Origin of the sequence: Klebsiella sp. NPDC088457 (assembly GCF_044900465.1) — a bacterium.
In the GTDB taxonomy this organism is placed as follows: domain Bacteria; phylum Pseudomonadota; class Gammaproteobacteria; order Enterobacterales; family Enterobacteriaceae; genus Klebsiella.
The window spans coordinates 32712-54563 of the sequence record NZ_JBJDNH010000013.1 but is presented as its reverse complement, the minus strand read 5'-3'; the positions used below and the strand labels follow the sequence as shown (position 1 = coordinate 54563).

The following is a 21852-nucleotide window of genomic DNA, read 5'->3' as shown; positions in this document are numbered from 1 at the left end:
ATGAAAAACGTTGGCGAGCTGATGAAGCGGCTGCAAAAAATGATGCCTGCTAATGTCGAACCGGCGTTCAAAACCGGCGAAGAGCTGCTGGCCTGGCAGAAAGAGCAAGGCAAACTGCGCTCGGAAGCGCTGGAGCGGGAAAACCGCGCCATGAAAATGCAGCGGACGTTTAACCGCTCCGGCATCCGCCCGCTGCACCAGAACTGCTCGTTTGATAACTATCGGGTCGAGTGCGAAGGCCAGATGAACGCCTTGTCCAGAGCGCGCCAGTACGTTGAAGAGTTCGATGGCAATATCGCCAGCTTTATCTTTTCCGGCAAGCCGGGCACCGGCAAAAACCACCTTGCCGCCGCCATTTGCAACGAGCTGCTGCTGCGCGGGAAATCGGTCTTAATCATTACCGTCGCCGATATTATGTCAGCGATGAAAGATACCTTCGGCAACCGGGAAACCAGCGAAGAACAGCTGCTGAATGACCTGAGCAGGGTCGATCTGCTGGTGATCGATGAGATCGGAATGCAGACGGAGTCGCGCTATGAGAAAGTGATCATTAACCAGATCGTCGATCGCCGCTCCTCCTCAAAGCGCCCGACCGGGATGCTCACCAACAGCAATATGGACGAAATGAACAAGCTGCTCGGCGAGCGGGTGATGGATCGCATGCGCCTCGGCAACAGTCTGTGGGTGATTTTCAACTGGGACAGCTACCGTCATCGGGTCACCGGCAAAGAGTATTGAGATATATCTGAAGCCAGCCGGGGTTATACTGCAAGCATGCTTAAGTAACCACGATGAGTACATCTATGAAATCTGCACAATCCTTGTTCCGCACCCTGATCATTGCCGGCGCCTTTATGGCCGCCGGCGCGCATGCCGCCTCCTGGCAGGACTCCCTTTCCAGTGCCGCTAACCAGCTCAGCAGCCAGGGCGGATCCCAGCAGGGCGGCGGTCTGTCGATGTCCTCCCTGACCAGCCTGCTGAACGGCGGCAATCAGTCCCTGACCTCCAGCAGCATGAACAACGCCGCCGGGATTATGTCCTATTGCGCACAACAAAAGCTGGCCTCGGTCACCAGCACGGAAAACGTCAAGAACCAGGTTCTGGATAAGCTCGGCCTCAGCACCCCGGAAAAGCAGAAAGAGGACACCAGCTATCTTGAAGGTTTACAGGGTCTGCTGAGCAGCAACAACGGCCAGCAGCTGAACCTGAACACCCTCGGCAGCAGCCCGCTGGCGGAGAAAGTAAAAACCAAAGCCTGCGATCTGGTATTAAAACAGGGCGTTAACTTCCTCTCCTGATCGTTCCCTCCGGGGCCGCGTTTAACGCCTTAGCGTTGTCAACGCGGCCGCAATCACTATTTTCCCCCTTTTACGCCCCGATTCCCCCTTGCATACCGGATGCGACGCCGATCAAAAACGGCGATTTCTAAACCAATTCTGAACCACAGCACAGTTTCATGACTCTACAATTGCAGCAATATGGCACTGCAATTACAGTGTAGCGTGGAAAGCGATCTATCCGGCCAGCGGTCAACTGGCGCTAATGAGGGTGAACTGTGTCAGAGTTGTTATCCATCGCCTTGTTTCTCACCTCGGTGGTGATTTATGCCTTAAAAGCCGGTCGCAACACCTGGTGGTTTGCCGCCACGTTAACGGTGCTGGGGCTGTTTGTGGTCCTCAATATTACCCTCTACGCCAGTGACTATTTCACCGGCGACGGGATTAATGACGCGGTTCTCTACACGCTGACTAACAGCCTGACCGGCGCGGGCGTCAGTAAATACATTCTTCCTGGCGTCGGGCTGGTGGTGGCGCTGGTGGCCGTATTCGGCACGCTGGGGTGGGTGCTGCGCCGTCGTCGCCATCATCCGCATCACTTTGGCTACAGCCTGCTGGCGCTGGTCCTGGCGCTGGCCTCCGTGGATGCCAGCCCGGCGTTCCGCCAAATCAGCGAGCTGGTTAAATCGCAATCTCGCGATGGCGATCCGGATTTTATCGCCTATTACGAAGAGCCGGCAAAGAGCATCGCCAATCCCCGCCTGAACCTGGTCTATATCTACGGTGAAAGCCTCGAACGCACCTATTTCGACAACGACGCCTTTCCCAACCTGACGCCTGAACTCGGCAAGCTGAAAAACGAAAGCCTCGATTTCAGTAACACCGAGCAGCTGCCGGGTACCGATTACACCATCGCCGGCATGGTCGCTTCACAGTGCGGGATCCCGCTGTTCGCGCCGTTTGAAGGTAACGCCTCGGCATCGGTTTCCAGCTTCTTCCCGCAAAATATCTGCCTCGGCGATATTCTGAAAAACTCCGGCTACGAAAACTATTTTGTGCAGGGCGCCAATCTGCGCTTCGCCGGAAAAGATGTGTTCCTGAAATCGCACGGTTTTGACCATCTGTATGGCGCCGAGGAGCTGAAAAGCACGGTGGATGACCCGGCTTACCGTAATGACTGGGGCTTCTACGATGACACCGTGCTTGATGAGACCTGGAAAAAATTCGAAGCGCTGTCGCAATCTGGCAAACGCTTCTCGCTCTTTGCGCTGACCGTCGACACCCACCATCCGGACGGGTTCATCTCCCGGACCTGCCAGCGTAAAAGCTACGAAATGGGCGGTAAAAAGAATCTTTCTTTTAGCGCCGTCACCTGCAGCCAGGAACATATCGCCGCGCTGATTGAGAAGATCAAAGCCTCGCCGTATTTCAAAAATACGGTCATCGTGGTCTCCTCCGATCATCTGGCCATGAAAAACACCGCCTGGGATTATCTCAATAAGCAGGATCGCCGCGATCTGTTCTTCGTCCTGCGTGGCGACCAGCCGCAGCAGGATACGCTGGCGGTGAAGCGTAACACCATGGACAACGGCGCCACGGTGCTGGACATTCTCGGCGGCGATAACTTTATCGGCCTTGGCCGCAGCAGCCTCTCCGGGCAATCGCTGTCCGGCATTTTCATGAATATGAAAGAGAAAGTGCTGGCGTGGAAGCCGGATATCATCCGACTGTGGAACTTCCCGAAAGAGATGAAAAACTTCACCATCGACGCCCAGAAGAACATGATCGCCTTCTCCGGTAGCCACTTCCGTCTGCCGCTGCTGCTGCGCGTCTCGGATAAACGCGTCGAGCCGCTGCCGGAGAGCGAATATTCCGCCCCGCTGCGCTTCCAGCTGGCCGACTTTGCCCCGCGCGATAATTTCGTCTGGATCGACCGCTGCTACAAGATGGGTCAACTCTGGTCACCTGAGCTGGCGCTCTCCACCGACTGGTGCGTCTCGCAAGGCCAGCTTGGCGGCGAGCAAAAGGTACAGCATGTTGATAAGCCCCAGTGGCAGGGAAAAACGGCGTTTAAAGATACCGTTATCGATATGGAACGCTACAAAGGCAACGTTGATACCCTGAAGATTGTCGACAACGATATTCGCTACAAGGCCGACAGCTTTATCTTTAACGTTGCCGGCGCGCCGGAAGAGGTCAAGCAGTTCAGCGGGATTTCGCGCCCGGAATCCTGGGGTCGCTGGTCCAATGCCCAGCTCGGCAGCGAAGTGAAAATTGAATTTAAACAGCCGCTGCCGGAAAAATTCGATCTGGTGATTACCGCCAAAGCTTACGGACCGAACGCCTATAAGCCGATCCCGGTGCGCGTCGGCAACAGTGAGCAGACGCTCACCCTGGCCAACGATGTCTCCACCACTACGCTGCATTTCGACAATCCGTCACGCAGCGATACGTTGATCATCGTCCCGCCGGATCCGCAGTCCACCAACGAAGGCAATATTCTCGGGCATGCACCGCGCCAGCTGGGTATTGGGATGGTGGATCTTAAAGTAGTAAAAAGCGACGGTTAACCCCGCCCGCCCGGCTCGTGACGCGAGCCGGGCAAACGTCATGAGCGCGATGCTGAGGGCAACGTGCTCAACTCCACGCACATTTCATATTGCTTCAGCGCCAGGGTGGTATATCCCGCCGCGCTGAACAGCGGCGTAAAAGATTCCGGGATGGTCACCGAGGTCCCCAGGCCGGGGAATTCGCGGGCCAGCGCCAGCAGCATATCATGGGCCAGCCCGCGGCCACGCGCGGCGGGATCGACCCACATAAACTGCAGCTGCGGCGTGTGGGTTACTGTAGCCAGCACTGCGAAGGCCTGCTGATTCAGCGTTAATGCCCGACACGGCAGCGTACTGAAGGTCAGCGGGTCCATCAGCCACGGCAGCCGGCCATTGATCTCCGCCCCTGCTCTGCGCACCAGCGTTAAGACATTGCACTCTTCCAGCACCGGAGTTATCTCGCCCTCTGGCGGCGAACTCAGGTAGCCGCATAGTCCGTGGCGCACGACAAAACCGAGAGACTGGTACAACGCCACCGCCGCAGAGTTTTCGCGGATCACCTCCAGCCACATCCGACGCACGCCCTGGGCCTGTAACGCCGCCATCAGCGGCAGCATCAACCGGCGGCCGATCCCTTTTCCACGATAAACCGGACGCACGGCGAATGCCGCCAGCCGGGCTTCATCCCCACGCCGGGCCACAACGGCCATGGCCGCCGGCGTCTCACCGTCCAGCCAGACGCAGGAGTCAAGCAGGCTCAGGCCTTCGGAGCCAAAACGTTGAACGAAGACCGCCACCGGCAGCGAAACCGGCACCAGATAATCCTCAAAGCAGTCGCGAAGTATCGCGCTTAACTGTTCACTGCTGAAATCGGTCGCAGGGACGGCTCGCAATGCCATGCATTTCTCCCGAATATTGCTATGCTGAAGCGAATGAAAAATAACACTATAACCGCCGACGTGACATTTCGCCTGACCCAGGAGAGCGATATTGCTCTCCTGCCCGCCATTGAGCGCTCGGCGGCCCAGGCGTTTCGCCAGATACCCGCCTTCGCCTGGCTGGCGGATGGCCCGGTACTCGACCGGCATCAGCATCGCCTGTATCTGGAAGCCGGCCACAGCCTGGTGGCGGCGGCCGACGGGCAAGCAATAGGATTCCTGCTAAGTGAACCGCTGGACGACGCGCTGTTTATCGTCGAAGTTTCCGTACATCAGGCGTGGCAAGGAAAAGGGATTGGCCAGGCGATGATACGGCACACGATCGACAGCGCCCGCCGGGATGGCTACCCGGCGGTCACCCTCACCACCTTTCGCGATGTCCCCTGGAACGCGCCGTTTTATACGCGGCTGGGGTTCCGCATGCTCAATGAACAGCGCCTGCCGTCCGGGCTGGCGGCAAAGCGGCGCCAGGAGATAGCCCACGGTCTGCCGCCAGAGACGCGCTGCGCCATGCGCCTGGCGTTGTAACCGGCCCCGGCCAGGGCTGCTTTTTAGCGGCTGAATATGGTACAAAGTATCATGCTAAATTTACCGTCTGGTACTCTGTATGGCCTACTCGATTGATATCATTTCCTGCATCACCGACCGCTTTCTCGAGCTGACCGTCACCGAAAAGCGGATCGCCCAGTTCATTCTCGATGATGTCGCCGCGGCGGCAGAGTTACCTATCGCCGAAATCGCCCGTTTGACCAGTACCAGCCAGGCCTCCGTCACCCGCTTTGCCCGGGCGCTGGGATGCAAGGATGTTCGTGAGCTGAAGATGAAGCTGGCGCAATCGCTGGCCGTGGGTCAGCGTTTTATTCTCGATGTGCCGGATCTGGAAGGGGTACAGGGGATTTACGAATCCATCATCGGGGTACTGGAAACCAACCGCCGGGCGCTGGATATCGACGCGCTGAAGCGCGCCGTTTCGTGGCTCAGCGCTGCGCGACAAATTCTGGCTATCGGCATGGGCGGCGGTTCAACCATCTGCGCGCAGGAGATTCAGTATCGCCTGTTCCGTCTGGGCCTGCCGGTGGTCAGTCAGAACGACGGCCTGCTGGCGCGGATGATGAGCTCCGCCGTCACGCCAAAAGATGTGGTTATCGTTCTGTCGCTCGGGGGGTATACCAAAGAGATCGTTGAGAGCGCGGCGATCGCCATGCAGTATGGCGCGAAGGTGATCGCGATTACGCCGGCAGGTACGCCGCTGGCGGAACAAGCGGATCTGGTCTTACCGCTGCTGGTGCGTGAAAACGACTATATTTTCAAACCCAGCACCTCCCGCTATGCCATGCTGGCGATGGTCGATGTGCTGGCCACCGAACTGGCGATGGCCAACAAACCGCAGGCGAAAGACCGGCTGCGCCGCATCAAGCTGGCGCTCGACAGCCACCGCGGCGGCGTCGACCGTCAGCCGCTGGGCGATTAAGCCTGGCTGGCGGCAATAAAGCGCCGGGCCTGTTCACGGGTACGTTCCGGCGTCTGCCCGGCACGATACAGGTCGCTACCTAATCCCGCCCCGGCACAGCCCGCCTGCACCCAGTCGGCAAGGTTATCCGGGGTCACGCCGCCAACCGCCAGCACCGGCACATCCGGCGGCAGTACCGCCTTCAGGGCGCGAATATAGTCCGGGCCAAAGCAGGATGACGGAAAGATCTTGAGCCACTGCGCTCCGGCATCCAGCGCGCTAAAGGCCTCCGTTGCGGTCGCACAGCCGGCGCAAACCAACATCCCCTGTTCAACCGCCCGCCGAATGACCGTCGGTTGCGTATTGGGCGTCACAATCAGCTTCGCGCCGGCCTGCGCCAGAACATCGACCTGCCCGACGTTAAGCACCGTCCCCGCGCCAATCGTCGCCCGGGTAGCAAACTGCCGCACCATCTGTGGAATGCTGTCCTGCCAGTCCGGCGAGTTGAGCGGGATTTCAATATAGCGAAAGCCCGCGCGAATCAGCATATCAACATGTTGTGCCGCTTCTGTGGGACGAATGCCGCGTAAGATCGCCACCAGTTTAAGCCTGTCCATTCATTATCCTCGCCATACCGCGTAAAAACGCCTCATCCCCGCCACAGCAGTTCACCTTCATACCTCGGGCCGCCATCGCCAGGCGATAGCGGTCGGTTAGCGCCGGAGAGCCCACCAGCGTGATGCGATCTCCGCGGTAGCGTGCGCTAAATGCCGCCACCTCCGCGCCAACCAGCAACCCTGAGAGATAGTCGCTGACCGATGCCGACGGCAGTCCGCCCAACACCCGGGCCGCACGGGCGCCGAACAGTTCCGTCACCAGCGACGGCGTCGCGATACCCTTTTCCAGCCCTCGCTCAAATGCTGCCGCGTCCGTCTGCTGGGCAGGCAGCTGCTTGCCAATCAGCGACTGATTAAGCAGCAGATGATGCAGTTCGCCGGTCATCGAGGTGGAAAAATGACGTACCATCCCGTCCTCTACCTGCACCCATTTACAGTGCGTGCCCGGCATCACGTAGCAATCGGCCGGGGCCATCTGCGCTGCGCCCAGAAGCTGCGTCTCTTCACCGCGCATCACGTTGTAATCTCCGACCTGCTCAACCTTCAGGCCAGGAACAATCCACACCGCGTCCGCGACGGCAAACAAATGCTGTCCAGGCGCATCAAGCGCCGCCGGGCAGGCCAGATAGGGTACCGGCTGCCAGCCCGCGTCGCTGCCGATCATCCCGGCCATCACCACCGGCAGGGCCGCGTCACCGCGCCACGGCGCCAGATGCTGGCGGAAAATCTCCGCCGGCGCCTGCCCGTTGAGCCGGGTGATCCCGAGGGGTAGCCGTTTTGTCTCCACGCACTTTCCGTCACGAATCAGCCAGCCGCGAAGCTGCGTAGAGCCCCAGTCGACGGCAATATAGCTTTTCATTGCGCCTCCCTTAGCTCTGCGACGGTTGACGTTTACCAATCGGCAACGGCGGTGCCGCCGGACGGCTTTCACGTTCGCGGGTAATCATCTCCAGCGCCTCTTCGCGGCTCATGCTACTGGCCGGCGTCACCAGGGTGACCACTATGGAAGCAACCAGGCTGGTCAGCACCGACGGAATGCACGGGTTGCCCCAGAAGGCCAGCCAGTCGCTGTCCATCAGAACCGCCACCGACGCCCCTGCGCCCCCGACCAGCGCGGCGACCGCCCCCTGCCAGTTAAAGCGCGTCCAGAAGCGGCCGAGCATGGTACAGATAAACATCCCGGACATAATCATCGAGATCATTTTGGTGATGTAGCTAATGATGTCGTTCGAGGTCAGGGCGAAAACCAACGCCAGGGCGATGACCAACACGAGAAACATGCGCGACAGGCGAATCGCTTTCTCAGGCGCCGGCATATGGCCAGTGACCAGGGTGTAGAGGTCGCGTAGCATAATCGACACCGCGGCAATGGCGTCAGAACTGCCGGAGGACATATTGGCCGACATTCCGGCAATCAGGATCGCCATCGCCAGCACCGGAGGCAGTACCTGGGTAGCAAACAGGAAGGCAAAACCGCTATTTTCGAGGTGCGCATTCATGGTCCATACCGCCATACCGATAATCGCTGGCAGGAAGGAGAACCCCAGGTACAGCAGGCCGGTAATGGTAAAGGACTGGCGTACGGAGGAAACGGTTTTCGCCGAGTAGATACGCTGGCGATAGGACGGTGTTGCCAGAACGCCCACGCCAATGACCACCGCCAGGGAGAGGGCGGGGAGGACGCCAAGCTTATCGACGGCAAACAGACTCTGCGCCGCCGGATCGACCGCCTGCTGAATGTGGCTCCAGCCGCCCACGTGCTGGACGGCAAAAATCGCCATCAGAATAAATCCGACGAACAGTACAATGGATTGAATCGTATCGATCCAGACCACTGCGGAATAACCGCCAATCCCGACGTAAACCACAAAAGCCAGGGCAATAATAATTTTCGCGACATTAATATCAATTCCGCTGGCCCACGCCAGATATAAGCCGCCACCTAATATATGAGCCCCCAGCCAGCCAATAGAGGCGATAAAAATGAGTATCGCCACCAGGTTTTTAATTATTTTACTGCCGCCGGTGTAATACGACATTTCTTCGCTCATGGTCATAAAGCGAAATTTCCGTACCGGCGCAAATAACCATGCCACCAGCAAAATCCCCACCGCGCCGCCGAGACCATACAGCATCCCCGCCCAGCCGTTGCTGTAGCCAAAGCCCACGGCGCCCACGCTAGAGCCGGTGCCAACCATAGTCCCCACCGTCGACCCCAGCGTCAGGAACATCGGCAGAGAGCGGCCCCCCAGTAAGAAATCATCGCCGTTCTTTTGCTTACGTGAAACATACCAGCCTAAAGCTATCATCGCGCAGGCATAAACGGAAAACCAAATCAGGAATGACATATTATTCATTGCTCACATCCAGGCATAATAAATAATATTCGAACCGCTGAATATTATGAGTTAATCGTAACGATGCCAGAAAAAAGGCAAAGCAACCTCGTTCGCGCCGATGGCTTGATGCAATCTGGCACGGCTATCACATTTTTAGGCGTCATTCCCCACCCGCCGGTGGGGAAAGATTATTTATCCGCGCGCGGCGTTATAGCAGGTCACATCCACTTCGACTTTGCACTCCACCACCAGATCGGCAACGCAGCAAATACGCGCCGGCGGATGATCGCCGAAGAATTCACGAAACACTTTATTGAAGGACTGGAAGTAGCGCGCGTCGGTCAGAATCACTTTCACATGCACCACATCGGCAAGGGTATAGCCCGCTTCGCTCATAATATCGACGCAGTTCTGAATCGCCAGCCGCGACTGCTCGACAATCCCCCCTTCCACGACTTCCCCGTTTTTCATCGGCGTCTGGCCAGACACGTACAGCCAGCCCCCGGCTTCGACCGCGCGGGCGAAAGGCAGATGCTGCCCGCCGGTGCCGGTACCGCCTTCAACGCCATAACGTTTAATGCTCATATTCCACTCCTTAGTCCATCTGACGACGCAGGAAACGCCCTGCGCGCCCGGTAATTTTTTTATCGCTGCCGTAGCTCATGATGCCGTTAACCATCACCGCTTCGATGCCCTCAGCGGGCTGTTTCGGATCGGAGAAGCTGGCGACATCGCGCACCGTCTGCGGATCAAACAGAACCAGATCGGCAAAATAGCCAACTTTAACCAGACCACGTTGCGGCAAGCGGAAACGCGCCGCCGACAGCCCGGTCATTTTGTGAATCGCCGTGGTCAGCGGGAACAGCTGCTCATCACGACTGTAGTGGCCGAGCACCCGAGGGAAAGCGCCCCATAACCGTGGATGCGGCATCGGATCGTTGGGTAAACCATCGGAGCCGATCATCGTGACGGGGTAGCGCATCACCCGACGTACGTCCTGCTCATCCATGTTGTAGTAAATAGCCCCGGCAGGTATCAGCTGTCCCGCCGCCTCATGCAGGCTCACCTGCCAGTCGCTGGCAATCTGTTTAAGCGTTTTGCCCGCCTGTTCCGGCCGGGATTCTGACCAGGTGATCACAATGTCAAATTCATCGGTGACCTGTTTCATATCCAGGGTTGAAGAGCTGGCGGAATAAGGGTAGCAATCGCAGGCTATTTCCTGGCGCTGGCGCATCTCATCAAAGAAGGCCAGCGTCTCGCGCGTGCGTCCCCAGTTCTTTGCCCCGGCGCATTTATGGTGCGAGACCACCACCGGCACGTTACCGTGGCGGCCGATACGAAACGCTTCATCGAGGGCCTCGAGGATCGGTTCGAATTCAGAACGCAGATGGGTGGTGTAAACCCCCTTCTCCGCCGCCAGCTCTTCCGCCAGCGCCATCACCTCTTCGGTGGTGGAGTGAAATGCGCTGGCATAGGCCAACCCGGTGCTGAGACCCAGCGCCCCTTGACGTAACGCATCGCGCAACTGGATGCGCATGCCGGCAATCTCGGTTTCCGTCGCCGGACGGAACAGATCGTCCATATGGTTATTACGCAGCGCGGTATGGCCGATCAGCGTACCCACGTTGAGCGACGGCCTTGCGGTCTCCACCGCGTGAGCGTAGGCCTCGACGGTGGGATAGATAAACAGCTCCTGCTCGCCCAACAGATTCATCGGGTCGGGGACGTCGCCGCGCATGGTCGCCATCGCCGCGCTAATCCCGCAGTTGCCGACGATAACCGTCGTCACGCCCTGGCTCAGTTTTGGCAGATACTCCGGCATACGAATGACGTTGATATCGTCATGGGTATGGACATCAATAAAGCCCGGCGCCAGCACGCGGCCCAGGCCGTCAATCTCGCGTTCAGCCGTCACCTGTAACGCCGGCGCGATATCGACAATACGGTCGCCCTTCACCGCCACGTCGCCGCGATACTGCGGGCCGCCGCTCCCATCAATCACCGTGACGTTCTTGAAAAGCCAGTCAACCTTCATAGCAATTACTCCCTTTCGACTATGCCGACAAGTTAACCATTTACAAGGCGAAAAAACAGTGGAAAACTACGCAGAATCCAGATCATTTTGTGATACTTTTATTCAAAACAAATAATTTTTAAGTATTAAAATAATATTTATCAATCAGTTATAACTGATACCCACTTAATATCCGCACGTAAACCCTTAAAGGATAGTGTTATGAAATACCATTCCGATACGCTTGTCCCGCATAAATCCGCCGTAATGTCATCGCCTGCTAACCTGCTGGCGGAAGACGTATGTCTCCCCGCCGCGCTGGTAAAAAAAACGGCGCTGGAAAATAACATCCGCTGGATGCAGCGCTACGCCGATGCCCGCGGTGTTTCGCTGGCGCCGCACGGCAAAACGACGATGACGCCGTGGATTTTCCAGGCGCAGCAACGCGCGGGGGCGTGGGGGATCGGGGTGGGGAGCGCCTGGCAAGCCAGCGCGGCGATGGCCAGCGGAATTGAACGGGTATTGATGGTTAATCAGCTGGTCGGCAAGGCCAACATGCAGCTGGTGGCGCAGCTGAAGGCGCATTATCGCGCGGTGGATTTTATCTGCTGCGTGGATAGTCTGGCGAACGCCCGCACGCTGTCGGCTTTCTTTAACGCGCGCCAGCAAACGCTGGACGTCCTGATTGAACTGGGCGTCCCCGGCGGGCGCTGCGGCTGCCGCAGCGTGGACGACGCGCGGGCGCTGGCACAGGCGGTGGGCGACCTGCCGGGCCTGAAACTCCGCGGCCTGGAACTGTACGAAGGGGTGCTGCACGGCGACGACCCGCAGCCGCAGGTCGAAGCGCTGCTGCAACAGGCCGCCGCCCTTGCCTGCCAGATGGCGCCGCTGGTCGACGGCGAGTTTATCCTGACCGGCGCGGGCACCGTCTGGTATGACGTGGTGTGCGACGTGTGGCTGGCGGCGCAGAAACCTGCGCAGTGCCGGCTCGTGATCCGTCCGGGCTGCTATATCACCCATGACAGAGGGATCTATGCTGTCGCCCAGCAGGAACTGGTTGCACGCGATCCGATAGCCTGTGGCCTGGGCGGCGATCTGACCTCCGCGCTGGAGCTAATGGCGATGGTGCAGTCGGTACCGGAGGCGGATCGTGCGGTGGTCAATTTCGGCAAGCGCGACTGCGCCTTCGATGCCGGGCTCCCGCAGCCGATCGCCCACTATCGCGACGGCCGGTCATTACCGCTGCAGGCGGAGATGATGGTCAGCGTCGGGATTATGGATCAGCACTGTATGTTGCGCCTGGCGCCGGGTTGCGATCTGCAGGTCGGTGATATTGTGGTCTTTGGCACCTCGCATCCGTGCCTGACCTTCGACAAGTGGAAAACGCTGCTGCTGGTGGATGACGAGTACAACGTGCTGGAGGAGCTGGATACGCTGTTCTGATGAAGATCCCGGATAGCGGCTGACGCCTTATCCGGGCTACTGCCCGGCCCGCCGCTCCTCCGTCCCCCCCAAAAAACCACCGGGCCGCTCAGCTATTCGCACAGCGCGGAAATCTCGTCAAATAACGAACGGCTGAGGGTGACGCCCTGGCGTTCGCTTTCTTCGCGACAGCGATAGCGCCGCTCACCGGGAAGCCTTGCTCCCTGCGCCTGCATGTTGCTAAAAAGCGTCTCCGCCCGCGCGAGGTGCTCCTGCGCCTGCGCGCCGAGAAAACGCTGCGGATCCAGCGCCAGAATCAGCTCGCCGCCGTAGGGCAGCCCGCCGGCGCCGTCATCCCATGCCAGCGATTCGGCGCTGGTCATATCGCCAATCAGCGGCCCGGCAAGCAGCTCAACCATCGCCGCCAGCGCGGAGCCTTTATAGCCGCCAAAGGTCAGCATCGCCCCGGACAGCACCTCCCCGGCATCCGTGGTCGGCTGACCTGCGCTATCGATCCCCCACCCTTCCGGCAACGCCTTCCCGGCACGCTGATGCAGCTGGATTTCGCCGCGCGCCGCCACGCTGGTCGCCATATCGAAAATAAACGGCGGCCTGTCGTCCCGCGGCCAGCCAAAAGCGATGGGGTTGGTGCCAAACAGCGGCAGCGTGCCGCCGGCGGGCGCCACCCACGCATGACCCGGCGTACAGGCCAGCCCGACCAGGCCAGCCTCGGTCAGTGGTTCAATATCGGCAAACAGCGCCGAAAAATGCACGCAGCGGTTAATCGCCAGCGCAGCGATGCCGCTGTGTCGCGCTTTCGCCACCAGCAGCGGCAGCGCCCGTTCAAACGCCAGCAGCGAAAACGCGCCGCCGGCATCGACGCGGACAATCGCCGGCGCCCGGTCGTCAATCCGTGGTTCAGCGTCCGGAGAGACCTTGCCTTTGCGTAAGGTGTCGATAATCCCCAGCAGTCGCCACAGGCCGTGGGAAGCGCAGCCATCGCGCTCCCCGCCGGTGACGTTACGCGCCACGGCCGCCGCATGATCCGCGCTGAATCCATTAGCGCTTAGCGCCCGTATCGCCAGCGCGTAAGCTTCGGGTAACGCAAGAGTGACCGATTCCATAACCTTCTCCTCTACTTTTTTTCATCTCAGCTAAAGTTAGCCTGGTAAAGGCAGCTCTGTCGCTAACCTACTCTTCCTCATCACCCTCACCGCGTCCGGCATTTTGGCGGTTTCCGAGCGCGATAAACTCCCCCAGCAGCGCCGTCAGCTGCCGCATCTTTTCGCTGGTGAACTGTTCTTCAATCAGACGATAGGCCTCTTCCACCTGCGCCTGCGCGCTTTCATACAGCGTATTGCCCGCGGCGGTCAGCGAAACGTACAGCTTGCGCTGATCGTTAACCGGCTTAAGGCGCAGTACCAGGCCATCGCGCTCCATACGGGTCAGGATACCGGTCAGGCTCGGGCGCAGAATACAGGCGCGAAACGCCAGATCGTGAAAGTCCATCGACGGGTTTTCCGCGAGGATGCGCACAATACGCCACTGCTGCTCGGTGAGATTATGCCGTTTGACGATCGGCCGGAAATGGCTCATCGCCGCTTCCCGCGCCTGCAACAGCGCAATGGTTAACGAATCATGCATTACATATCCTCTACGTCACACTCTGAAATCTATTAACAAGTTAATAACTAGCGTCTATCCTGCCACGACGCAACCGGTTTCTGCACCTGAAAAGTACCAGCCGATGGTATAAAAATAAATAACACATTGATTAACAAAAATAAAAAATTAAATGTGTAAATTTATTGTTAATCCGATCACAAAACATTCACTTCTGTTTGCCAAACCTCTCCGCAAAGAATAAAAGATGATCATTAACATATTAATGAAATCCCTTCGAATCCGATATCCGTCCCAGAGGAGTGGTGAATGAAAGGTACCATCTTCGCCGTTGCGCTCAACCATCGCAGCCAGCTCGACGCCTGGCGCGACGCGTTCCAACAGGCCCCCTATAAAACGCCGCCGAAAACCGCGGTCTGGTTTATCAAACCGCGTAATACCGTCATCGGCGACGGCGAGGCGATTCCGTATCCGCAGGGCGAAACCGTACAGAGCGGGGCTACCGTCGCGCTGATCGTCGGTCAAACCGCGCGCAAGGTCTCTCCCGATGACGCCGCCGCGTTTATCGCCGGCTACGCGCTGGCCAATGACGTCAGCCTGCCGGAAGAGAGCTTCTACCGTCCGGCGATCAAAGCCAAATGCCGGGACGGTTTCTGCCCCATCGGCGCCCTCTCTCCGGTACGTAACGTGGACAATCTGACCATCATTACCGAGATCAACGGTCGCGAAGCGGATAGCTGGAGCACCGGCGATCTACAGCGCAATGCCGCCGAGCTGTTAAGCGCGCTGAGTGAGTTTGCCACCCTGACCCCTGGCGACGCCATTCTGCTTGGCACTCCGCACCATCGCGTCACCTTGCACCCTGGCGATCGCGTACGGATCCTCGCCGAAGGTTTCCCGGCGCTGGAAAACCCGGTTGTGGCAGAAGGAGAACTGGCATGAAACAGGCACGCATTGAATGGCAAGGCAACGTGTACGACGTCCGGCTCAATGACCATAACCAGCCGCGCCTCGCCGATGGCACTACGCTGCAGGAGGGCGAATTCCGCTGGCTGCCGCCCGCCGACGGAACGCTGTTCGCGCTCGGTCTGAACTATGCCGATCACGCCAGCGAGCTGGAGTTTAAGCCGCCGGAGGAGCCGCTGGTGTTTATCAAAGCGCCGAACACCTTTATCGGCCACCAGCAGGAGTCGGTACGCCCGGATAACGTCGAATACATGCATTACGAAGCCGAGCTGGTGGTGGTGATAGGCAAAACCGCACGAAAAGTCAGCGAGGCCGATGCCATGGAGTACGTGGCCGGATATACCGTCTGCAACGACTACGCCATTCGCGACTATCTGGAAAATTACTACCGGCCGAATCTACGGGTAAAAAGCCGCGACACCCTGACCCCCATCGGGCCGTGGATCGTGAGCAAAGAGGCGATCCCGGATCCGCATAACCTGACCCTGCGTACCTGGGTCAACGGCGAGCTGCGCCAGCAGGGCACCACCGCCGATCTGATCTTCAGCGTCCCGTTCCTGATCGCTTACTTAAGCGAATTTATGACCCTGCAAGCGGGCGACATGATCGCCACCGGCACGCCGAAAGGGCTGTCCGACGTGGTGCCGGGTGACGAAACGATCGTCGAAGTCGAGGGCGTCGGCCGCCTGGTCAACCGCATCATCAGCCAGCAAGCGTATGAGGAGAAGCTGTCATGAAAAAAATTAACCACTGGATCAACGGCAAAAACGTCGCGAGCGCAGAATATTTCCATACCACCAACCCGGCCACCGGTGAAGTGCTGGCGGAAGTGGCTTCCGGCGCTGAGGCCGAGGTCAATCAGGCCGTTGCCGCAGCGAAAGAGGCCTTCCCGAAATGGGCCAATCTGCCGATGAAAGAGCGCGCGCGCCTGATGCGTCGCCTGGGCGATCTGATCGATCGCGACGTCCCGGAGATCGCGGCGATGGAAACTGCCGATACCGGCCTGCCGATCCATCAGACCAAAAACGTGCTGATCCCGCGCGCTTCCCACAACTTCGAATTCTTTGCCGAAGTGTGCCAGCAGATGAACGGCAAGACCTATCCGGTTGACGACAAGATGCTCAACTACACCCTCGTGCAACCGGTAGGCGTGTGCGCGCTGGTCTCGCCGTGGAACGTGCCGTTTATGACCGCCACCTGGAAGGTCGCGCCGTGCCTGGCGCTGGGCAATACCGCGGTGCTGAAGATGTCTGAGCTGTCGCCGCTGACCGCCGATCGTCTGGGAGAGCTGGCGCTGGAAGCGGGTATCCCCGCCGGGGTACTCAACGTGGTGCAGGGCTACGGCGCCAGCGCCGGCGATGCCCTGGTGCGTCATCACGACGTCCGCGCGGTCTCGTTTACCGGCGGCACCGCCACCGGTCGCAATATCATGAAAAATGCCGGACTGAAGAAGTATTCGATGGAGCTGGGCGGCAAATCGCCGGTGCTGATTTTTGAAGATGCCGATATCGAGCGCGCGCTGGATGCCGCCCTGTTCACCATCTTCTCGATCAACGGCGAACGCTGCACCGCCGGGTCGCGCATCTTCATTCAGCAAAGCATCTACCCGCAGTTCGTCAAACGCTTCGCGGAGCGCGCCAACCGTCTGCGCGTCGGCGATCCTACCGATCCCAATACCCAGGTCGGGGCGCTGATCAGCCAGCAGCACTGGGAAAAAGTCTCCGGCTATATTCGTCTGGGAATCGAAGAAGGCGCCACCCTGCTGGCCGGCGGCCCGGACAAGCCGTCCGATCTGCCAGCGCACCTGAAAAGCGGCAACTTCCTGCGCCCGACGGTGCTGGCGGACGTCGACAACCGTATGCGCATCGCGCAGGAAGAGATCTTTGGCCCGGTGGCCTGCCTGCTGCCGTTTAAAGACGAGGCGGAAGGTCTGCGCCTGGCCAACGATATCGAATATGGCCTCGCCTCCTATATCTGGACCCAGGATGTCAGCAAAGTCCTGCGCCTGGCGCGCGGCATCGAAGCCGGCATGGTGTTCGTCAATACCCAGAACGTGCGCGACCTGCGCCAGCCGTTCGGCGGTGTGAAAGCCTCCGGTACCGGCCGTGAAGGCGGCGAGTACAGCTTTGAAGTGTTCGCCGAAATGAAAAACGTCTGTATTTCCATGGGTGACCATCCGATCCCGAAATGGGGCGTATAAGGAGAACAAGATGGGCAAATTAGCGTTAGCCGCCAAAATCACTCACGTGCCGTCAATGTACCTCTCTGAACTGCCGGGGAAAAACCACGGCTGTCGTCAGGCAGCCATCGACGGGCATAAAGAAATTGGCAAACGGTGCCGTGAAATGGGCGTCGACACCATTATCGTTTTCGATACCCACTGGCTGGTCAACAGCGCCTACCACATTAACTGCGCCGACCATTTTAAAGGCGTCTATACCAGCAACGAGCTGCCGCACTTTATTCGCGATATGACCTACGACTATGACGGCAACCCGGAGCTGGGCCAGCTGATTGCCGACGAAGCGGTCAAACTGGGCGTGCGCGCGAAGGCGCACAATATCCCCAGCCTGAAGCTGGAATACGGCACCCTCGTGCCGATGCGCTACATGAACAGCGACAAGCATTTCAAAGTGGTGTCGATCTCCGCTTTCTGCACCGTTCACGATTTTGCCGACAGCCGCAGGCTGGGCGAAGCCATCGTCAAAGCGATTGCAAAATATGACGGTACCGTTGCGGTGTTCGCCAGCGGCTCGCTGTCGCACCGCTTCATCGACGACCAGCGCGCCGAAGAAGGGATGAACAGCTATACCCGCGAGTTCGACCATCAGATGGATGAACGCGTGGTGAAGCTGTGGCGCGAGGGCAAGTTCAAAGAGTTTTGCACCATGCTGCCGGAGTACGCCGACTACTGCTACGGCGAAGGCAATATGCACGATACGGTGATGCTGCTCGGCGTGCTCGGCTGGGATAAATACGACGGCAAGGTCGAGTTTATCACCGACCTGTTCGCCAGCTCCGGTACCGGCCAGGTCAACGCCGTCTTCCCGCTGCCGGCTCAGGCGTAAGGGGTCGCTATGCCGCATTTTATCGCTGAGTGTACCGACAACATCCGCGAGCAGGCTGATTTACCGGGCCTGTTCGCCCGGATTAACCAGGCGCTGGCCGCCACCGGCATCTTCCCGATGGCTGGCATCCGTAGCCGCGCCATCTGGCTTGACAGCTGGCAGATGGCCGACGGCCAGCAGGATTACGCTTTCGTGCATATGACGCTGAAAATCGGCAGCGGGCGCAGCCTGGAAAGCCGCCAGGAGGTAGGCGAAATGCTGTTCGGGCTGATCAAAGCCCACTTCGCCGCCCTGATGGAGAGCCGCTATCTGGCGCTGTCATTTGCGATTGAAGAACTGCACCCGACGCTGAACTACAAACAGAACAACGTCCATGCGTTATTCAAATAGCGCCACCCGGCGCCGCGACACCGAACGAGGTTACAGGAAGCCACTATGCTCGATAAACAGACCCGAACCCTGATCGCCCAACGGCTGAACCAAGCCGAAAAGCAGCGGGAGCAGATCCGCGCCATCTCGCTGGATTATCCCGCGATCACCATTGAGGATGCCTACGCCGTTCAGCGCGAGTGGGTCGATCTGAAGATCGCCGAAGGCCGGGTACTCAAAGGCCATAAGATCGGCCTGACCTCCAAAGCGATGCAGGCCAGCTCGCAAATTAGCGAGCCGGACTACGGCGCACTGCTCGACGATATGTTTTTTCACGACGGCAGTGATATTCCCACCGACCGCTTTATCGTGCCGCGCATTGAAGTGGAGCTGGCTTTCGTACTGGCGAAACCGCTGCGCGGCCCGAACTGCACCCTGTTCGACGTCTACAACGCCACCGACTATGTGATCCCGGCGCTGGAGCTGATCGACGCCCGCTGCCATAACATCGATCCACAAACGCAACGTCCACGCAAAGTGTTCGACACCATCTCTGATAACGCCGCTAACGCCGGGGTGATCCTCGGCGGCCGGCCGATCAAGCCCGACGAGCTGGATCTACGCTGGATCTCGGCGCTGCTGTATCGCAACGGCGTGATCGAAGAGACCGGCGTCGCCGCCGGCGTGCTGAATCACCCGGCAAACGGCGTCGCCTGGCTGGCGAATAAGCTGGCGCCGTACGACGTGCAGCTGGAAGCCGGGCAGATTATTCTCGGCGGTTCGTTTACCCGTCCGGTCGCGGCGCGCAAAGGCGACACCTTCCACGTCGATTACGGCAATATGGGCGCAATCAGCTGCCGCTTTGTGTAAGGAGAGGATGATGGACAATACCTTTAAAGCGGCGCTGCAGGCCGGACGCCCGCAAATCGGGCTATGGCTGGGGCTGTGCAGCAGCTACAGCGCTGAACTGCTGGCCGGAGCCGGGTTTGACTGGCTGCTGATCGACGGCGAACACGCGCCGAACAACGTGCAGACCGTGCTGACCCAGCTCCAGGCCATCGCACCCTATCCCAGCCAGCCGGTGGTGCGCCCCTCATGGAACGACCCGGTGCAGATCAAGCAGCTGCTGGACATCGGCGCGCAAACCCTGCTGGTGCCGATGGTGCAAAACGCCGAGGAGGCGCGGCTGGCGGTGAAAGCCACCCGCTATCCGCCGGCCGGTATTCGCGGCGTCGGCAGCGCCCTGGCCCGCGCTTCACGCTGGAATCGCCTCCCGGACTATATCCATCAGGCGAACGATGCCATGTGCGTGCTGGTGCAGATTGAAACCCGCGAGGCGTTGAAAAATCTGCCGCACATTCTCGACGTCGAAGGCATCGACGGTGTGTTTATCGGCCCGGCGGATCTCAGCGCCGATATGGGTTTCGGCGGCAACCCGCAGCACCCGGAAGTGCAGGCGGCGATTGAAAGCGCCATCGTGCAGATTCGCCAGGCGGGGAAAGCGCCGGGCATTCTGATGGCCAATGAACCGCTGGCAAAACGCTATCTCGAGCTCGGTGCGCTGTTCGTCGCCGTTGGCGTGGATACCACCCTGCTGGCCCGCAGCGCGGAAGCGCTGGCGGCGCGCTTTACCGACAGTATCGCGTCGTTAATCAGCAGCGATAAATCCGTTTATTAAACGTTCCATACCCGAAGTAGTTCGGATTGTAGCGACATGGCAGAGAGAGGCAGGACGCCTTTCTGACCTCCCCGCCGTCGCTATCACGCATGGCCGGGGCAGGATTCCAGGAGCGGGTAATCCGCCGCCCGCGCCCATGCCACTCTGAAGTATGACGCGTATTCGTGGAGTGCATCATGACGACCTCAACCCTGCAAAATAATGATAATAAAACCGCTGCAACCGAACAGCGGGTGATCAAAAAGCTGTTCCGTCGACTCATCACGTTCCTGTTTGTTCTCTTTGTTTTCTCATTTTTGGACCGCATTAATATCGGCTTCGCCGGTCTGACGATGGGCAAAGATCTCGGCCTGACCTCCACCATGTTTGGCCTGGCGGCGACGCTGTTTTACGTCACCTACGTCATGTGTGGCATCCCCAGCAACATCATGCTGGCAAAGGTCGGCGCCCGCCGCTGGATCGCCGGGATCATGGTGGTCTGGGGGATCGCTTCGACCTGCACCATGTTCGCCAGCAATCCGCATACTCTCTACATCCTGCGGATGCTGGTCGGCATCGCCGAAGCCGGCTTTCTGCCGGGGATACTGGTCTATCTGACCTGGTGGTTCCCGGCCTACTATCGCGCCCGCGCTAACGCCCTGTTTATGATAGCGATGCCAGTGACCATGATGATTGGCTCACTCCTTTCCGGCTACATTCTGGCGCTCGACGGTCTGTGGAACCTGAAAGGCTGGCAGTGGCTGTTCCTGCTGGAAGGGCTGCCGTCAGTGGTGCTCGGGGTGGTGACCTGGTTCTTCCTCAACGATACCCCGGATCAGGCCAGCTGGCTGGATCAAGAGGAGAAGCAGGCGTTGAAATCGATGATCGAACGCGAGCGGGAAAACGCCGCCATCCTTCCAACCTCGGCGCGTTCCACCCTGCGGGAGGTGCTGACCCCGGCGGTACTGATGTACACCCTCGCCTATTTCTGCCTGACCAATACCCTGAGCGCCATTAACATCTGGACGCCGCAGATCCTGCAAAGCTTCAACACCGGCAGCAGCAATATCATGATCGGCCTGCTGGCGGCGATCCCGCAGTTCTGTACCATCTTCGGGATGATCTGGTGGAGCCGGCGCTCCGACCGGCGCAAGGAGCGCAAGATGCACACCATCCTGCCGTATTTGTTCGCTGCCGCGGGCTGGCTGCTGGCCTCCGCCACTCACCACAGCCTGATCCAACTGATCGGCATTATCATGGCTTCCGTCGGATCCTTTACCGCGATGGCGATTTTCTGGACCACCCCGGATCGGGTGATCAGCCTGCAGTCGCGGGCGGTGGCGCTGGCGGTGATCAACGCGATCGGCAATATCGGATCCGCCGTCAGTCCGCTGCTGATCGGTATTCTGCGCGATACCACCGGCAGCTTTAGCTCCGGACTGTGGTTCGTCGCCGGGTTGCTGATCGTCGGCGCGCTGGTGCTGACCCGGATCCCGATGAGCTCGCGGGAAGACGCCTCGGCGGCGGCAGGACTTGCCGCGCAGAAAAGTCATTAAGGAGCGC

22 protein-coding genes and 1 pseudogene are annotated in these 21852 nt (G+C 59.2%); 15 read left to right on the top strand and 8 right to left on the bottom strand.

Annotated elements, in window-relative coordinates; translation table 11 throughout:
• The 3 genes from dnaC to opgB all read left to right on the top strand — a co-directional run bounded on the left by dnaC (window position 1) and on the right by opgB (window position 3847).
• Window positions 1-738 (top strand): DNA replication protein DnaC, encoded by a 738-nt coding sequence (gene dnaC, locus ACI2JR_RS10440; protein WP_132730093.1) that lies wholly within the window; start codon window positions 1-3, stop codon window positions 736-738.
• 65 nt (window positions 739-803) lie between these two features.
• Window positions 804-1298, top strand: a complete 495-nt coding sequence (locus ACI2JR_RS10435; protein ID WP_462478493.1) for a DUF2501 domain-containing protein — start codon at window positions 804-806, stop codon at window positions 1296-1298.
• Window positions 1299-1555: 257 nt separating this feature from the next.
• On the top strand, window positions 1556-3847 hold the full coding sequence (gene opgB, locus ACI2JR_RS10430; RefSeq protein WP_462478492.1) for a phosphatidylglycerol--membrane-oligosaccharide glycerophosphotransferase: 2292 nt from the start codon (window positions 1556-1558) through the stop codon (window positions 3845-3847).
• Window positions 3848-3885: 38 nt separating this feature from the next.
• Here the strand turns inward: opgB and ACI2JR_RS10425 are convergent, their stop codons facing one another.
• Window positions 3886-4725, bottom strand: coding sequence for a GNAT family N-acetyltransferase (locus tag ACI2JR_RS10425; protein ID WP_462478491.1), 840 nt, complete (start codon window positions 4723-4725; stop codon window positions 3886-3888).
• A gap of 33 nt (window positions 4726-4758) precedes the next feature.
• Here ACI2JR_RS10425 and ACI2JR_RS10420 point away from each other — a divergent pair, with 33 nt between their 5' ends.
• Together ACI2JR_RS10420 and ACI2JR_RS10415 are read left to right on the top strand one after the other, a co-directional pair.
• Window positions 4759-5292 (top strand): GNAT family N-acetyltransferase, encoded by a 534-nt coding sequence (locus ACI2JR_RS10420; protein WP_132730018.1) that lies wholly within the window; start codon window positions 4759-4761, stop codon window positions 5290-5292.
• A 79-nt stretch (window positions 5293-5371) separates the two neighbouring features.
• Window positions 5372-6235, top strand: coding sequence for a MurR/RpiR family transcriptional regulator (locus ACI2JR_RS10415; protein WP_132730019.1), 864 nt, complete (start codon window positions 5372-5374; stop codon window positions 6233-6235).
• Here ACI2JR_RS10415 and ACI2JR_RS10410 read toward each other — a convergent pair.
• The 5 genes from ACI2JR_RS10410 to ACI2JR_RS10390 all read right to left on the bottom strand — a co-directional run bounded on the left by ACI2JR_RS10410 (window position 6232) and on the right by ACI2JR_RS10390 (window position 11205).
• Complete coding sequence (locus tag ACI2JR_RS10410) at window positions 6232-6831, bottom strand: 2-dehydro-3-deoxy-6-phosphogalactonate aldolase (protein ID WP_132730020.1); 600 nt, start codon at window positions 6829-6831, stop codon at window positions 6232-6234. The two genes, ACI2JR_RS10415 and ACI2JR_RS10410, sit on opposite strands and share 4 nt — an antisense overlap.
• Window positions 6818-7690, bottom strand: coding sequence for a 2-dehydro-3-deoxygalactonokinase (locus ACI2JR_RS10405; protein WP_462478490.1), 873 nt, complete (start codon window positions 7688-7690; stop codon window positions 6818-6820). The genes ACI2JR_RS10410 and ACI2JR_RS10405 overlap by 14 nt, the downstream gene beginning before the upstream one ends.
• A 10-nt stretch (window positions 7691-7700) precedes the next feature.
• On the bottom strand, window positions 7701-9188 hold the full coding sequence (locus ACI2JR_RS10400; RefSeq protein WP_462478489.1) for a sodium:solute symporter family protein: 1488 nt from the start codon (window positions 9186-9188) through the stop codon (window positions 7701-7703).
• 174 nt (window positions 9189-9362) lie between these two features.
• Entirely contained in the window at window positions 9363-9755 is a 393-nt protein-coding gene (locus ACI2JR_RS10395) for a RidA family protein (protein WP_132730023.1), read from the bottom strand.
• Window positions 9756-9765: 10 nt separating this feature from the next.
• A complete protein-coding gene (locus ACI2JR_RS10390) occupies window positions 9766-11205 on the bottom strand; it encodes an amidohydrolase family protein (protein ID WP_462478488.1) in 1440 nt (479 codons plus the stop codon).
• Between ACI2JR_RS10390 and ACI2JR_RS10385 the strand changes: the two are divergent.
• Both ACI2JR_RS10385 and ACI2JR_RS10380 read left to right on the top strand, forming a co-directional pair.
• Window positions 11183-11327 (top strand): annotated as a pseudogene (locus tag ACI2JR_RS10385) (hypothetical protein). The gene ACI2JR_RS10390 and the pseudogene ACI2JR_RS10385 overlap by 23 nt on opposite strands.
• A gap of 79 nt (window positions 11328-11406) precedes the next feature.
• A complete protein-coding gene (locus tag ACI2JR_RS10380; RefSeq protein ID WP_462478487.1) occupies window positions 11407-12627 on the top strand; it encodes an amino acid deaminase in 1221 nt (406 codons plus the stop codon).
• Between the two features lie 92 nt (window positions 12628-12719).
• Here ACI2JR_RS10380 and ACI2JR_RS10375 read toward each other — a convergent pair whose 3' ends face one another.
• Entirely contained in the window at window positions 12720-13730 is a 1011-nt protein-coding gene (locus ACI2JR_RS10375; RefSeq protein WP_462478486.1) for an Ldh family oxidoreductase, read from the bottom strand.
• A 67-nt stretch (window positions 13731-13797) separates the two neighbouring features.
• On the bottom strand, window positions 13798-14250 hold the full coding sequence (gene hpaR / locus ACI2JR_RS10370) for a homoprotocatechuate degradation operon regulator HpaR (protein WP_132730027.1): 453 nt from the start codon (window positions 14248-14250) through the stop codon (window positions 13798-13800).
• A gap of 288 nt (window positions 14251-14538) precedes the next feature.
• On the opposite strand from hpaR, the gene ACI2JR_RS10365 reads away from it, so the two are divergent.
• The 8 genes from ACI2JR_RS10365 to hpaX all read left to right on the top strand — a co-directional run bounded on the left by ACI2JR_RS10365 (window position 14539) and on the right by hpaX (window position 21845).
• Window positions 14539-15171 (top strand): fumarylacetoacetate hydrolase family protein, encoded by a 633-nt coding sequence (locus tag ACI2JR_RS10365; protein ID WP_132730028.1) that lies wholly within the window; start codon window positions 14539-14541, stop codon window positions 15169-15171.
• Window positions 15168-15932: a fumarylacetoacetate hydrolase family protein gene (locus ACI2JR_RS10360; protein WP_132730029.1), complete on the top strand. Its 765-nt coding sequence runs from the start codon at window positions 15168-15170 to the stop codon at window positions 15930-15932. Before ACI2JR_RS10365 ends, ACI2JR_RS10360 begins: the two co-directional genes overlap by 4 nt.
• Complete coding sequence (hpaE, locus tag ACI2JR_RS10355) at window positions 15929-17395, top strand: 5-carboxymethyl-2-hydroxymuconate semialdehyde dehydrogenase (RefSeq protein WP_132730030.1); 1467 nt, start codon at window positions 15929-15931, stop codon at window positions 17393-17395. Before ACI2JR_RS10360 ends, hpaE begins: the two co-directional genes overlap by 4 nt.
• Before the next feature lie 10 nt (window positions 17396-17405).
• The gene (hpaD, locus tag ACI2JR_RS10350) at window positions 17406-18263 is read left to right on the top strand and encodes a 3,4-dihydroxyphenylacetate 2,3-dioxygenase (RefSeq protein ID WP_132730031.1); all 858 of its coding nucleotides are present in this window, start codon (window positions 17406-17408) and stop codon (window positions 18261-18263) included.
• Between the two features lie 9 nt (window positions 18264-18272).
• Entirely contained in the window at window positions 18273-18653 is a 381-nt protein-coding gene (locus ACI2JR_RS10345) for a 5-carboxymethyl-2-hydroxymuconate Delta-isomerase (protein ID WP_132730032.1), read from the top strand.
• A gap of 45 nt (window positions 18654-18698) precedes the next feature.
• Window positions 18699-19502 carry a 2-oxo-hept-4-ene-1,7-dioate hydratase gene (gene hpaH, locus ACI2JR_RS10340; RefSeq protein ID WP_132730033.1) on the top strand — a complete coding sequence of 268 codons (804 nt, stop codon included), beginning with the start codon at window positions 18699-18701 and terminating at the stop codon, window positions 19500-19502.
• 10 nt (window positions 19503-19512) lie between these two features.
• Window positions 19513-20310 carry a 4-hydroxy-2-oxoheptanedioate aldolase gene (hpaI, locus tag ACI2JR_RS10335; protein ID WP_462478518.1) on the top strand — a complete coding sequence of 266 codons (798 nt, stop codon included), beginning with the start codon at window positions 19513-19515 and terminating at the stop codon, window positions 20308-20310.
• A 176-nt stretch (window positions 20311-20486) separates the two neighbouring features.
• Window positions 20487-21845 (top strand): 4-hydroxyphenylacetate permease, encoded by a 1359-nt coding sequence (hpaX, locus tag ACI2JR_RS10330; protein WP_132730034.1) that lies wholly within the window; start codon window positions 20487-20489, stop codon window positions 21843-21845.
• Window positions 21846-21852 lie beyond the last annotated feature (7 nt).

Coding starts and splice junctions, on each gene's coding strand:
- ACI2JR_RS10395 (WP_132730023.1), bottom strand. CDS start 9,755: ATGAGCATTAAACGTTATGGCGTTGAAGGCGGTACCGGCACCGGCGGG.
- ACI2JR_RS10365 (WP_132730028.1), top strand. CDS start 14,539: ATGAAAGGTACCATCTTCGCCGTTGCGCTCAACCATCGCAGCCAGCTC.
- dnaC (WP_132730093.1), top strand. CDS start 1: ATGAAAAACGTTGGCGAGCTGATGAAGCGGCTGCAAAAAATGATGCCT.
- hpaI (WP_462478518.1), top strand. CDS start 19,513: ATGGACAATACCTTTAAAGCGGCGCTGCAGGCCGGACGCCCGCAAATC.
- ACI2JR_RS10415 (WP_132730019.1), top strand. CDS start 5,372: ATGGCCTACTCGATTGATATCATTTCCTGCATCACCGACCGCTTTCTC.
- ACI2JR_RS10420 (WP_132730018.1), top strand. CDS start 4,759: ATGAAAAATAACACTATAACCGCCGACGTGACATTTCGCCTGACCCAG.
- ACI2JR_RS10400 (WP_462478489.1), bottom strand. CDS start 9,188: ATGAATAATATGTCATTCCTGATTTGGTTTTCCGTTTATGCCTGCGCG.
- ACI2JR_RS10405 (WP_462478490.1), bottom strand. CDS start 7,690: ATGAAAAGCTATATTGCCGTCGACTGGGGCTCTACGCAGCTTCGCGGC.
- ACI2JR_RS10360 (WP_132730029.1), top strand. CDS start 15,168: ATGAAACAGGCACGCATTGAATGGCAAGGCAACGTGTACGACGTCCGG.
- ACI2JR_RS10435 (WP_462478493.1), top strand. CDS start 804: ATGAAATCTGCACAATCCTTGTTCCGCACCCTGATCATTGCCGGCGCC.
- ACI2JR_RS10375 (WP_462478486.1), bottom strand. CDS start 13,730: ATGGAATCGGTCACTCTTGCGTTACCCGAAGCTTACGCGCTGGCGATA.
- hpaX (WP_132730034.1), top strand. CDS start 20,487: ATGACGACCTCAACCCTGCAAAATAATGATAATAAAACCGCTGCAACC.
- ACI2JR_RS10345 (WP_132730032.1), top strand. CDS start 18,273: ATGCCGCATTTTATCGCTGAGTGTACCGACAACATCCGCGAGCAGGCT.
- ACI2JR_RS10410 (WP_132730020.1), bottom strand. CDS start 6,831: ATGGACAGGCTTAAACTGGTGGCGATCTTACGCGGCATTCGTCCCACA.
- ACI2JR_RS10425 (WP_462478491.1), bottom strand. CDS start 4,725: ATGGCATTGCGAGCCGTCCCTGCGACCGATTTCAGCAGTGAACAGTTA.
- ACI2JR_RS10380 (WP_462478487.1), top strand. CDS start 11,407: ATGAAATACCATTCCGATACGCTTGTCCCGCATAAATCCGCCGTAATG.
- hpaD (WP_132730031.1), top strand. CDS start 17,406: ATGGGCAAATTAGCGTTAGCCGCCAAAATCACTCACGTGCCGTCAATG.
- hpaE (WP_132730030.1), top strand. CDS start 15,929: ATGAAAAAAATTAACCACTGGATCAACGGCAAAAACGTCGCGAGCGCA.
- hpaR (WP_132730027.1), bottom strand. CDS start 14,250: ATGCATGATTCGTTAACCATTGCGCTGTTGCAGGCGCGGGAAGCGGCG.
- hpaH (WP_132730033.1), top strand. CDS start 18,699: ATGCTCGATAAACAGACCCGAACCCTGATCGCCCAACGGCTGAACCAA.
- ACI2JR_RS10390 (WP_462478488.1), bottom strand. CDS start 11,205: ATGAAGGTTGACTGGCTTTTCAAGAACGTCACGGTGATTGATGGGAGC.